At 70.1% G+C, this 12,289-nt stretch carries 11 protein-coding genes; 5 read left to right on the forward strand and 6 right to left on the reverse strand.

Annotated elements, in window-relative coordinates; translation table 11 throughout:
• Nucleotides 1-9: 9 nt before the first annotated feature.
• The 4 genes from IH09_RS29175 to IH09_RS29190 all read right to left on the reverse strand — a co-directional run bounded on the left by IH09_RS29175 (nt 10) and on the right by IH09_RS29190 (nt 4,223).
• The gene (locus tag IH09_RS29175) at nt 10-1,224 is read right to left on the reverse strand and encodes an acetyl-CoA C-acetyltransferase (RefSeq protein ID WP_052860510.1); all 1,215 of its coding nucleotides are present in this window, start codon (nt 1,222-1,224) and stop codon (nt 10-12) included.
• Nucleotides 1,225-1,280: 56 nt separating this feature from the next.
• Complete coding sequence (locus IH09_RS29180) at nt 1,281-2,423, reverse strand: acyl-CoA dehydrogenase family protein (RefSeq protein ID WP_052860520.1); 1,143 nt, start codon at nt 2,421-2,423, stop codon at nt 1,281-1,283.
• A gap of 82 nt (nt 2,424-2,505) precedes the next feature.
• Nucleotides 2,506-3,663 carry a CaiB/BaiF CoA transferase family protein gene (locus tag IH09_RS29185; RefSeq protein WP_052860511.1) on the reverse strand — a complete coding sequence of 386 codons (1,158 nt, stop codon included), beginning with the start codon at nt 3,661-3,663 and terminating at the stop codon, nt 2,506-2,508.
• Nucleotides 3,664-3,842: 179 nt separating this feature from the next.
• Nucleotides 3,843-4,223: an MmcQ/YjbR family DNA-binding protein gene (locus IH09_RS29190; protein WP_052860512.1), complete on the reverse strand. Its 381-nt coding sequence runs from the start codon at nt 4,221-4,223 to the stop codon at nt 3,843-3,845.
• A gap of 164 nt (nt 4,224-4,387) precedes the next feature.
• Here IH09_RS29190 and IH09_RS29195 point away from each other — a divergent pair, with 164 nt between their 5' ends.
• The gene (locus IH09_RS29195; RefSeq protein ID WP_052860513.1) at nt 4,388-5,128 is read left to right on the forward strand and encodes an MgtC/SapB family protein; all 741 of its coding nucleotides are present in this window, start codon (nt 4,388-4,390) and stop codon (nt 5,126-5,128) included.
• A gap of 185 nt (nt 5,129-5,313) precedes the next feature.
• Here IH09_RS29195 and IH09_RS29200 read toward each other — a convergent pair whose 3' ends face one another.
• Nucleotides 5,314-6,075, reverse strand: a complete 762-nt coding sequence (locus IH09_RS29200) for an endonuclease V (RefSeq protein WP_052860521.1) — start codon at nt 6,073-6,075, stop codon at nt 5,314-5,316.
• Nucleotides 6,076-6,354: 279 nt separating this feature from the next.
• On the opposite strand from IH09_RS29200, the gene IH09_RS29205 reads away from it, so the two are divergent.
• Nucleotides 6,355-6,654: a YciI family protein gene (locus tag IH09_RS29205; protein ID WP_052860514.1), complete on the forward strand. Its 300-nt coding sequence runs from the start codon at nt 6,355-6,357 to the stop codon at nt 6,652-6,654.
• Nucleotides 6,655-7,503: 849 nt separating this feature from the next.
• On the opposite strand, the gene IH09_RS29210 is transcribed toward IH09_RS29205, so the two are convergent.
• Nucleotides 7,504-8,922, reverse strand: a complete 1,419-nt coding sequence (locus tag IH09_RS29210; protein ID WP_110952651.1) for a sugar porter family MFS transporter — start codon at nt 8,920-8,922, stop codon at nt 7,504-7,506.
• Between the two features lie 303 nt (nt 8,923-9,225).
• Here IH09_RS29210 and IH09_RS29215 point away from each other — a divergent pair, with 303 nt between their 5' ends.
• From IH09_RS29215 to IH09_RS29225, 3 genes are read left to right on the forward strand one after another with little or no spacing between them, the layout of a single operon-like run.
• Nucleotides 9,226-10,131: an SIS domain-containing protein gene (locus IH09_RS29215; protein WP_052860515.1), complete on the forward strand. Its 906-nt coding sequence runs from the start codon at nt 9,226-9,228 to the stop codon at nt 10,129-10,131.
• 55 nt (nt 10,132-10,186) lie between these two features.
• Nucleotides 10,187-11,068 carry a class II fructose-bisphosphate aldolase gene (locus tag IH09_RS29220; RefSeq protein WP_052860516.1) on the forward strand — a complete coding sequence of 294 codons (882 nt, stop codon included), beginning with the start codon at nt 10,187-10,189 and terminating at the stop codon, nt 11,066-11,068.
• Between the two features lie 40 nt (nt 11,069-11,108).
• Nucleotides 11,109-11,921, forward strand: a complete 813-nt coding sequence (locus IH09_RS29225; RefSeq protein ID WP_052860517.1) for a DeoR/GlpR family DNA-binding transcription regulator — start codon at nt 11,109-11,111, stop codon at nt 11,919-11,921.
• Nucleotides 11,922-12,289 lie beyond the last annotated feature (368 nt).

Here is a 12,289-nt window from a genome sequence, read left to right on the forward strand (position 1 = left end):
ACGGGGCGGTCAGAGGCGCTCGATGACGGTGGCGATGCCCATACCGCCGCCGACGCAGAGGGTGGCCAGGCCGTAGCGCTTGTCCTGCCGCTCCAGTTCGTCGATGAGGGTGCCCAGGATCATCGCGCCGGTGGCACCGAGCGGGTGGCCCAGGGCGATGGCGCCGCCGTTGACGTTGACCTTGTCCAGGCTCAGGCCCATGTCCTTGGCGAAGCGCAGGACGACGGCCGCGAAGGCTTCGTTGATCTCGACGAGGTCGATGTCGTCGATGGTCAGACCGGCCTTGGCCAGAGCCTTGCGGCTGGCGGGCGCGGGGCCGGTCAGCATGATCGTCGGTTCGGAGCCGGAGACCGCGGCGGAGAGGATGCGGGCGCGCGGGGTCAGGCCATAGCGCTCGCCGACCTCCCGGGAGCCGATGGCGACCAGGGCCGCGCCGTCCACGATGCCGGAGGAGTTGCCGGCGTGGTGGACGTGATCGATCTTCTCGACCCAGTGGTACTTCTGGAGGGCCACGGCGTCGAAGCCGCCCAGGTCGCCGATGGAGGCGAAGGAGGGCTTGAGCGCGGCCAGGGAGTCGGCGGTCGTGCCGGGACGCGGGTGCTCGTCCCGGTCGAGGACGACGAGGCCGTTGCGGTCCCGTACGGGGACGACGGAGCGTGCGAAGCGGCCGTCCTTCCAGGCCGTGGCGGCGCGCTCCTGGGAGAGCGCCGCGAACTCGTCGACGTCGCGCCGGGTGTAGCCCTCGATGGTGGCGATGAGGTCGGCGCCGATGCCCTGCGGGACGAAACCGGTGTCGAAGTTGGTCATCGGGTCGGCGAACCAGGCGCCGCCGTCGGAGGCCATCGGGACCCGGGACATCGACTCGACGCCGCCCGCCAGCACCAGGTCCTCCCAGCCCGAACGCACCTTGGCGGCGGCCATGTTGACGGCTTCCAGGCCGGAGGCACAGAAGCGGTTCTCCTGGACGCCCGCGACGGTATCGGGCAGTCCGGCGGCGATCGCCGCGATCCGGGCGATGTCGGAGCCCTGGTCGCCGACCGGTCCGACGACGCCGAGGACGATGTCGTCGATGGCGGCCGGGTCGAGTCCGGGGAAGCGCCGGCGCACTTCGTGGAGGAGGCCGACGACGAGGTCGATCGGTTTGGTCCCGTGCAGTGCGCCATTGGCCTTGCCGCGGCCGCGGGGGGTGCGGATCGCGTCGTATACGTACGCTTCGGTACTCAAGTCAAGCAGCCTTTCGCATGAGGGTGAGGCTTTCGCGGCGGGGCGGCCGGTCCGGGTCAGCCGAGGAGGGAGCGGCCGATGATCTCCTTCATGATCTCGGTGGTCCCTCCGTAGATCGTCTGGATGCGGCCGTCGGTGAATGCCTTGGCCACCCGGTATTCGGCCATATAGCCGTATCCACCGTGGAGTTGCAGGCACCGGTCGGCGACGCGTTTTTGCAGTTCGGTGGCCCACCACTTGGCCATCGAGGCATGCACCGCATCCAGTTCGCCAGCGGTGTGGTCGACGATGCAGCGGTCGAGGAAGGCGCGGGTGACGGCGCACTCGGTGGCCATCTCGGCCATCTCGAAGCGGATGTGCTGGAGCTTGGCCAGCGGCCGGCCGAATGCCTCGCGTTCCTTGACGTACTGCGTGGTGATCTCCAGGAGGTGCTCGGCGGCGGCGATCCCGGCGACGGCTATGCCCATCCGCTCCTGTGCGAGATGGGTCATCAGATGGCCGAACGCGCCGTTCAGCTCGCCGAGGAGATTCTCCTTGGGCACCCGTACGTCGTGGAAGAACAGCTCGGCGGTGTCCTGGGACTTCTGGCCGATCTTGTCGAGGTTGCGGCCGCGCTCGAAGCCGTCCATGCCCCGCTCGACGACCAGCAGGCTCAGGCCGTGCGCCCCGCCCTCCGGGGTGGTCCTGGCCACCACGATGACGAGGTCGGCGAGGATGCCGTTGGAGATGAAGGTCTTGGAGCCGTTGAGGATCCAGTGGTCGCCGTGGTCCTCGGCGGTGGTGCGGATGCCCTGCAGATCGGAGCCGGCGCCGGGCTCGGTCATCGCGATGGCGGTGATGGTCTCACCGGTGCAGAATCCGGGCAGCCAGCGACGCTTCTGCGCATCGGTGCCGAGCGAGGTCAGATACGGGCCGATGATGTCGTTGTGCAGGCCGATGGCGAGTCCGGCGGCGCCGGCCCGGGTGAACTCCTCGGCCAGCACCGCGCTGTAGCGGAAGTCGGGCTCCCCGCCCCCGCCGTACTCCTCGGGGACGGCGAGCCCCAGGAGTCCTTGCCGGCCGGCCGCCCGCCAGGCGGCCCGGCTGACGATGCCGTCCTTCTCCCACTGTTCGTAGTGCGGCGTCACCTCCTTGGCGAGGAAGGTGCGTACGGTCTCCCGGAAGGCGTCGTGGTCCTCGGTGAAGATCTGGCGCTTCATCTGCGGGCCCTCCTTGGAGCCGGTCGGATCGGCGAACGGCGGCGCGGCGCGTCCGCGCACCGGGGTGTGGCGGCGGGTTCCATCAGCTGCCCGCGTCCTGCCGCCCGCGGCCGCCGGGACCGGCGGTGAGGCCGGGGACCTGCCAGTCACGGGCGATCTCTTCGGTGTCGGCGCCGGGCTGCGCGGGCGGGCGGCGCACGGTGCCCGGGGTCGCGGAGAAGCGGGGTGCGGGCGCGGGCTGGGTGAGGCCGTAGCGGTCGACGAAGGTGCCACGGGCGGCGAGATGCGGGTGCGCGGGGGCCTCGCGCAGGGACAGTACGGGCGCCACGCAGGCATCGGAGTGCGCGAAGACCTCGGTCCACTCCGCCCGGCTGCGGGTTCTGAAGCGGGCGGCGATGGCGGTGCGCAGGGCGCCCCAGGCGGCCGGGTCGTTCCGGTCGGGGGCACCGTCCTCGATGCCCAGGAGGCGGCTGAACTCGGCGTAGAAACGCGGTTCCAGCGCGCCGACCGCCATATGGCCGCCGTCGGCGGTCTCGTACGTGCCGTAGAACGGCGCCCCGCCGTCCAGCAGATTCGTACCGCGCCGGTCCTGCCAGCCGCCGGCCGCCAGCATGCCGTGGATCATCGCCGTCAGATGGGCCGTGCCGTCGACGATCGCGGCATCCACGATCTGGCCCTTTCCGCCCTCGGCGCGGGCGTGCTGGAGGGCCGCCAGGACGCCGATGACGAGATAGAGGGAGCCGCCGGCGTAGTCGCCGAGGATGTTGGCGGGGATGGCGGGCGGGCCGTCGGGCGGGCCGATCATGCCGAGGGCGCCGGTGAGTGCGATATAGGCGATGTCGTGTCCCGCGGTGTCGGCGAGCGGTCCCTGCTGCCCCCAGCCGGTCATCCGGCCGTAGACGAGCCGGGGGTTGCGCGCCAGGCACTCCTCGGGGCCGACGCCGAGCCGCTCCGCCACGCCGGGTCGGTACCCCTCGACCAGCACATCGGCGCGCTCGGCCAGGTCGAGTACCTGCGCCGCCCCCTCAGGGCTCTTCAGGTCCACCACCACCGAGCGTTTGTTGCGGTTGGTGAGGTCGTACTCGGGAGCGATGCGCGGTCCCGCGCCTCCGGGCCGGTCGACGCGGACGACATCGGCGCCGAGATCGGCCAGCAGCATGGCCGCGAACGGACCGGGCCCGATCCCCGCCAGCTCCACCACGCGCACCCCGCTCAGCGGGCCGTGCCCTGAATCCGCCATCGAGCCCCAGTCCTCTCACCGCACTGTGACACTTCTGATGTAACACTTGTGATGTTAAGAACGTGTTCCACTTTCCACAAGCCCCCGAGCCGTGTGCCGATCACGAAGAAGCCCGTGGCTGCGATGCCCAACTGTCATCGCCGTCACGGGTCTTGGTGCGCCTGATCGCTGCGCGCCGGCTATCCCCCGTCGAGTTCGGCGACGAATTTCTTCGGGGCTATGACGCGATACGACTCCTCGGCCCAGTCGCAGAGCAGCTCCGCCGGCGGGGCGCCCCGCTCCGCCAGGGACACCCGCACCCACCCTGCCTTGCCCAGCCCGTATCCGGCGGACTCGACACCGGGCGAGGACAGCGCGTGGGCGTGCGCCTCCGGGTCCGTCAGCTTCAGCGTGATCCCGGGCGGACAACTGCCGTCACCGACGCCGAGGAAGACGAAGACCTTCTTACCGGCCTTCACGACGCTCTCGCCCCAGGGAAAGTCCTCGACGGCCCCCGGAAGCCCGAGCGCGAACGTCCGCACCCGCTCCCGCACCGCCACCGGATCCACTGCCTTCACCATGGGCTCCGCCCGTCCTTTCCCGTCCCGCGCCGGTCTCGGGCAGCGCGTCCCGCCCGGCCGCCGCACCCGTCCTTCGCGGCTGATGACTTCCACCGCATTCCACGCTAACGGCGACCACTGACAACAGCCCGCGGAGCGACGGTCCGGCGGAGGACACTGGTGCCATGTCGTCTCCGCAACTCGCCCCCGAGCTCTTCGGTATCCACCACGGCCAGGGACTGCGCCAGTTCAGCGAACTGGCGATAGCACTGCTGTTGTCGTCACTGATCGGGCTGGAACGCGAAGCCCGGCAGAAGAGCGCGGGGCTGCGCACCCATACGCTCGTCGGCGTCGGCAGCGCACTGTTCATGGAGGTGTCGATCCACGGCTTCGGCGCCCTCCTGGGCGTGGAAGGCGTCTCCCTCGACCCGTCCCGCGTCGCCGCGCAGGTCGTATCGGGCATCGGCTTCATCGGCGGCGGCCTGATCTTCGTCAAGAAGGACGCGGTCCGCGGCCTCACGACAGCCGCCACCATCTGGCTGACCTGCGCCATCGGCATGGCGTGCGGCGGGGGCCTGGCACTGCTGGCGATCGGTGCGACGGCGGTGCACTTCCTCATCGTCCGCGGCTTCCCGAAGCTGACGGAACGGACCATGAAGGCGTCGCCCTACGAACGGGTGGAGCTGCGACTGACCTACCGTTCCCAACACGGACTGCTGGGGCAGATGTTGGCGATGTGCACCGGCAGCGGCTTCCGGGTGACCGACGTACAGGTGGAGACCGGCGCCGACGACGAAAACGTCTCGGCCGAGGTCCTGCTCCGCCTCGAAGGGACCGGATCGGCGCACCCGTTGGTCGAGGCACTGGCAGAACTGGACGGGGTGCGCGGGGTGGCCCTGGGGCGGCAGAACGACAGCACGGAGTGAGCCCGGCGGGCGGGCGACGGAGGACGACTCGGACACCCTCCGCCATCGGTACGACCGGCCCTCCCCCGGCGCAGCACCGGACCGGACCACGCTGCCGACGGCGCCCCGAGACTGCTCCCGGAGGGCGGGCATGATGCTCCGGGACCACCATGGGCGCTCGGCCGCACCGCCTCTCCCCGTTGCTCTCAGACGCTCGCGAGCGCCCTCCGGCAGAGGGAGTCGGCGGCCCGGGTGGTCTCCGGGAGGCGGTACTTGGGCGCCAGATGGAGCGTATGCGCACAGGCCCGGTCGAGGTCGACGCGGTGGCCCACGGAGACGAAGACCGGTTTGACACCCGTCTGGGTGCGCAGCGCCCGCCCGACCTCCTCCGGATGACCGGCGCCGCCGGCGGTGCCTCCGGAACCCGGCGCATCCGTGGTGCCCGGCCGGTCGTCCAGGAGGGGAGAGACCGCACCCCGGTCCGGTCCCGGAGGTGTGTACCGGAAGGTGAAGGGGTTCTTGGCGACGCCGATCGTGGGCAGCCCGGTGAGCACCCCGAGGTGGCTGGCGAGTCCGAAACGGCGCGGGTGCGCCAGCCCGTACCCGTCGCACACCACGAGATCCGGTGTGCGCGTGAGGCGGGCGAGGGCATCGAGGACGGTGGGAATCTCACGGAAGGCCAGCAGGCCCGGGACGTACGGGAACGAGACCCGGCCGACGGCGGTGGCCTCGTCGACCACGGCGAGCGTGCGGGCGTCCAGCGCGACGGCCGCCGCGGCGACGACATCACGCTCATCGTCATAGGCGACATCCACGCCGACCACGGTGCCCGCGAAGCCCGGTTCAGGGCCGGACTGATCGAGGCGTACGGAGGACCTCAGCCGGTCCTGGACGGCGCGCGCCTGCGCTTCGTCGGTGGGCCAGTGCCGCAGTTCATCGTCGGGGGAGATCGTTCCGGAGGCATCCATGGTGGCGGTCACGTTATCGAACCTCTGATCCGGCGGATCGGCCTGCCCCGCCGGATCAGGGGCTCATGTGGTTCCGGGGTCTCCGGGGTCTCTCGGCGGCGTCGGCCGACCGGTGACCGTCAGCGCCTCTTCCCGCTTGGAGGCGCGACCTTGCGCGATGCTCCGTGGCCGGTCGCCCCCGAGGTGACGGTCCGCGCGTCCGTCCACGCCTGTGGCCTGCGGACTTCCTGCCGACAGGGCGCCAGTCGCCGCGGCCGGCGCCTCCTTTATATTGCAGACATGTTCGTACTTGAGCTGACCTACACCGCCCCCATGGAACGCGTCGACGCCGCACTGCGGGAGCATGTGGAGTGGCTGAACGAGCAGTACGCGACCGGACACTTCATCGCCGCCGGCCGCAAGGTGCCGCGCGACGGAGGCGTGATCCTCGCCGCCGGTATGGACCGGGCGGCCGTCGAGCGGCTCGTGGCGGAGGACCCGTTCTCCATCGCCGATGTGTGCACCTACCGGATCACCGAATTCGTGGCGACCACGACCGCGCCGGCCCTGGAGCAGTACCGGGAACAGCTGCCTTCCTGAGCCCGGTCCGCTCCGCCGTCGCGCGCGGCCCGGTACGTCGTGCGTACGGCGGACCGGGCAAACTCCGTCAGCGGCTCCGGTGCGTGCGCTGCCTCGCTCATGCACGGCCGGGAAGTCCCCCTGTCTCGTCGTGCAGTCCGGCGGAGAACGTCATCTGCTACCAAGCCGTCGCCTCGGTCACCGATTCCCGGCTCCACCGCGCGGCCGGTCCGTACGTCCTCAAGACGGGCAGCGGCGACGGCCGCGGTGTACCGCTCGCGGTCGACGGCCGGTAGGTCCTGTTGCCCGTGCCCGGCGGCCCGCGCGGGAATCGCGGCATCGAAGCCCTGGGTGCGCGCGTCCTGAATGCAGGGGTATGCCTCGGTATCGGAGAGCAGGCATCGACCTCTCCGAGGGTCCACGATCCGTACCGCAGCACGCCGTCGAGTCGTGGCTCCGTTCGGGCGGCTTCCCGCAGGCGCCCGATGCGGCGGTCGAGGGCGGGGGCCGTACCGGCAGGGTGGTGGAAGGCCATGGCCGAGGCTCTTCTGGACTGGGGAACGGCATCCGCACGGACACCGGGGCGGCACCCGGACAGCTCCCGACGGCTCGCGCCGTGCGGGGTCCGCGCCCGGTACCCGTCCGCTCAGGAGACGCCCATGACGCTGCCTTGCTCAGGCACGGTCGACCGGACCGCTGATTTTTTTCGCACCGTACACGTCATACGGGCGCCAGGAGCAGCAGGCGGGCGATAGGCCGTACAGGTGAGCACGACGTGGTGCGCGGGGGCGCCGATGCGAGACCGGCGGTGTTCCACGGCCCCGCACCGGACCAGCGGGCGGGGGCGAGCCGACCACTGCCGTGCGTAGGTCAAGGAGCGGTTTCGGGGGCCGGGGTGGGCCAGCGGCCGCCGTTGAGCCAGTAGCCCTGGATCTCCTCCAGTTGGCGGCCCTTGGTCTCGGGAGCGGTGACGAAGGCGAAGCCCAGGGCGCCGAGTGCCAGAACGGCGAGGCCCCCGAACGTCCAGGCCGCGCCCACCCAGGCCATCAGGGACGGGAAGAACTGGGCTATCAGGAGATTGGCGACCAGGTCGGCGCTCAGCATCACCGACGCCCCGGTGGACCGCAGCTGGGCGGGGAACGCCTCACTCGCATAGACCCAGATCAGCGATCCGAAGCCGAAGTTGAACGCCGCGGTGAAGAGCAGGACGGCGCCGAAACCCACCCAGGTGGCCGTACCGTGCAGTTCCCCCATGGCGAAGACGGTGGTCAGGACGGCGAGCATCACGACCACCGTGCCGATGCCGGAGAGCAGCACCAGCCGCCGGCCGATCCGGTCGATGATGAGGATGGCGAGGACGGTCGCGGCCAGTGAGGCGAGCTCGACGAAGGCCGGCAGCAGGAAGTTCTGGCCATCGCCGGTGAAGCCCATCTCCTGGAAGATCTGCGGGCTGTAGTACGTCACTGCGTTGATGCCGGTGATCTGGCAGAAGAAGCCGAGGCCGACGACGAAGAGCGTGGCGCGCGCATAGGGCTTGTGCAGCAGCGAACGCGCCGATCCGCCCCCCTCTGCGGCGAGCGCGGCGCCCACGGCGGCCACCTCCGCGCGCGGATCGACATCCGGGTCGGTCATCGCCATGACCTCGACTGCTCGGTCCGTCCGGCCTTTGAGGACGTACCAGCGAGGGGTGTCGGGCAGTCGGAGCAGCGGGATCAGCACCAGTGCCGCGGGTATCGCGGAGAGGCCGAGCATCCAGCGCCAGTGGCCGCCACCGGACAGGCCCCAGTTGACGAAGTAGGTGAGGGCGATACCCGCCACGGTGGCCACTTGGTAGGCGGCGACGGAAGCGCCGCGGATGCGCGCAGGGACCGATTCGGCGATGTAGAGCGGCGCGGCGACGATCGAGATGCCGATGGCGATGCCCAGCAGGAAGCGGACGGCGTCGAGCACCACGACATTGGGCGCGAGCGCGGAGAGCGCGACGAAGACGGCGTACGAAACGGCGACGATCAGCATCGCGGTCCGGCGGCCGAGGGCGTCGGCGAGCTTGCCGCCGATCAGTGCGCCGACGAGGGAGCCGAACACCAGAATGCTGTTGACCAGCCCTTTTTCGGCGGCGGTGAGGTGGAAGTCCTTGCTGAGGAACACCAGGGCACCGGAGATGCTGCCGGTGTCGTAGCCGTAGATGACGCCGACGACGGCGCCGGTGAGCGCGAACATCCTGCCGGTGCGGTGCGAGGTCCTGGACGACGGCGGTGGGGGCGTCGCCGGAAGTGTTGCCATGGACATGGGCAGTCCTTCGTGCGGCGTAGCGACCTACTTCATGATTTAACTTGCGAACTCCGGACGCATTTCAAGCATGTGTCAACATCTTCCTCCCCTCACGGGCAACCATCCATTCAGCTTGTTCAAACCACTCTTCACACTCCCGCACCGCCCTCCCCCACCCACCCGTTCACCCTCGCGAGGGATGGATTCGAGGCAGAGCAATGCGTACAGTTGATTGCAACGGAACCAGAAATTGCATCATCAGTCACTCATCGCATCCAGCAGACACAGACCTCGGACATACGCATCACGGGAGGGCGGGTCATGAGCGAGACCTCGTACATGGAGCAGGAACTGCGCAGCCAGCCGGACACCTGGCAGGAGGCGGCGCGGATCGGTGCCGCGGCAGGCCCACTGCCCAAGCCTGGTCAGCGTGTCGCCGTTGTCGGCTGCGGCACATCGTGGTTCATGGCGCAGTCGTACGCCGCACTGCGCGAGGGCGCCGGAATGGGCGTGACGGACCCGTTCGCCGCCTCGGAGGCATTCCTCGGCAGCGACCGCGGCTATGACGCGCTGGTGGCGATCACCCGTTCGGGCACCACGACCGAGGTGCTGCGCGTCCTGGACGCGGTCAAGGGCCGTATCCCCTCGGTGACGATCATCGGCGACCCCGAGACGCCGGCGGTCGCGCTCTCCGACGAGACGGTCGCGCTGCCGTTCGCCGATGAGAAGTCCGTGGTGCAGACGCGGTTCGCGACCACGGCGCTGACGCTGCTGCGCGCACATTTGGGCGCCGACGTCTCCACAGCGGTACGCGAGGCACACGAGGCGCTGTCCGCACCGGTCGAACAGGAGTGGGTGGACGCCGAGCAGTTCTCCTTTCTCGGCACGGGGTGGACGTTCGGTCTGGCAAACGAGGCGGCTCTCAAGATGCGGGAAGCCTCACAGAGCTGGACGGAGTCCTACCCGGCGATGGAATACCGCCACGGACCGATCGCGATAGCCGCGCCCGGCCGGGTGACCTGGCTGTTCGGTACGGCTCCGCAGGGCCTGGAGGCGGATGTGGCACGGACCGGTGCGCGTTTCGTGTGTCACGCGCGCGATCCACTGGCCGATCTGGTGCTGGTCCAGCGCGTGGCACTGGAGCGGGCCCGTGCCCGCGGCCTGGACCCGGACAGCCCGCGCAGCCTGACCCGTTCGGTGATGCTCGAAGCGCCGGCCGCTCCGTAGAAAGTGCTCCTCCACCCGCATAAACCCGCCCCGTCCGCAAGGGAGTTAGATTCCCATGCCCCTCGTTCCCGCCTCATCGATCGTCGACGCCGCGCGTGAGGCGCGGGTCGGTGCCGCGGCCTTCAATGTCATCCATCTGGAAACCGCGGAGGCGCTCGTCACCGCCGCCGAGCGCACGGGCACCTCGCTCATCCTCCAGATCAGCGAGAACTGCATCCGCTACCACGGCAGCCTGCTGCCCATCACCCGCGCCACCCTCGCACTGGCCGAGGACTCCACCGCCCACATCGCGGTGCATCTCGACCACATCACCGACGCGGACCTGGTCCACCAGGGCATCGCCGCCGGGGTGGGGTCGGTCATGGTGGACGCCTCCGCACTCCCCTACGCGGAGAACGTCGCCACCACCGCCGAACTGACCTCCTGGTGCCACGCCCGCGGCGTCTACGTCGAGGCGGAGCTCGGCAAGGTCGGCGGCAAGGACGGGGTGCACGCCCCGGGGGCGCGCACCGACCCGGATGAGGCGCTGTCCTTCGTCCGCGCGACGGGAGTGGACGCACTGGCCGTGGCCGTCGGCTCCTCGCACGCGATGCACGAGCGCACGGCCGTGCTGGACAAGGACCTGATCGCGGCGTTGCGCACGACACTACCGGTACCACTGGTACTGCACGGTTCCTCCGGCGTACCGGACGACGAACTGCGTCGCGCCATCGCCGCCGGCATGACAAAGATCAACATCTCCACACATCTGGTCTCCGTCTTCACCCACTCGATACGGGAGACCCTCACCGCGAACCCCGCGCTCGTGGACTCCCGGAAGTACATCAAGTCGGCCCGGGAGGCCGTGGCCGAGGAGGCGGCGAGACTGCTGGGCGTACTGACCACTCCGGCGGCCGAACCAGAGCTGTACGCCGCCCAGGCATCGGTCCGGGGGTGAGACGTCAGAGGGGGCACCAGAGCCCGGTTAGGCTCGCGCCATGAAGCGCCATGAACGGATGAACGCACTGCTTGAGCTGCTCGGGGACCGGGGCCGGGTAGAGGTCGAGGAGGCGGCTACCGAGCTGGAGGTTTCGGCCGCCACGATGCGGCGCGACATGGATGCCCTCGCCGAACAGCAGCTGCTGACCCGCACGCGGGGCGGGGCGGTGCTCAGCTCGGTGGCGTACGACCTGCCGATCCGTTACAAGCACGCTCATCGGTCCGAGGAGAAGGAGGCAGTGGCGAGGGCGGCGGCGAAGCTGGTCGGGCGCGGGGACGTGGTCGGTCTGAGCGGTGGCACGACGACCACGGCGATCGCTCGGGTGCTGGCCACCCGCCCCGACTTCGCTGAGGCGGGCCCACAGCCGCATCTGACGATTGTCACCAATTCCCTCAACATCGCCAACGAGCTGGCTGTACGGCCACAGATCAAAATCGTCCTGACAGGCGGGGTCGCGCACTCGCGGTCATTCGAACTGGTGGGTCCGTTCAGCGAGTTGGTGCTCCAGCAGATCTCCGTCGACATCGCCTTCATCGGGGCCAACGGCATGGACCCGGTGATGGGGGCCACGGTGCACGACGAGGCGGAGGCCCGGGTCAACCGCCTCATGGCCGAGCGTGCCCGACGTGCCGTGGTCGTCGCGGACTCGTCGAAGATCGGCGAGCGCTGCTTCGCCCGGGTGGGCGACGCGGACGTCTTCGACACCTTCATCACAGACGGCGGAGTGAAGGAGGCAACCCGCCGCGAGTTCTCCGACCGGGGTCTTCGCGTGGTGGCGGCGCGTTTGACGGACGGCGACAGCCACGGGTGATGGCCGCCCCTCGGCGGCGGCCCTTGGTCGACCCGCACTGAAGACTGTCGCCGGTTAACCGCTGTGGGTGGCCACGGCGAATGGGCGAGCGAGCTGACGGAGGCCGCCGATTGGCCGACGCGCTCCGCCGCCGCCGGCGGAACCGTGCTGACGGCCGACCGGCGGCGCTGACGACCAACCGGTACTGGCGACCGGCTGGCACTTCCGGCTGGCGACTGGCGACCGGCGACTGGGTGCCGACGGCTGGCCGGTGCTGACGGCTGGGGCTGGTCGGCGGAGTCGGCGGTGGCCTCTGGCTCGGCACGGGGTGGCCGGCTCCGGCAGGTCGCCATGGAGCGACACCGGCCAGGGGATGGGGAGGGGGAGGG

This window comes from Streptomyces celluloflavus, assembly GCA_000720995.1.
Lineage (GTDB): Bacteria > Actinomycetota > Actinomycetes > Streptomycetales > Streptomycetaceae > Streptomyces > Streptomyces celluloflavus.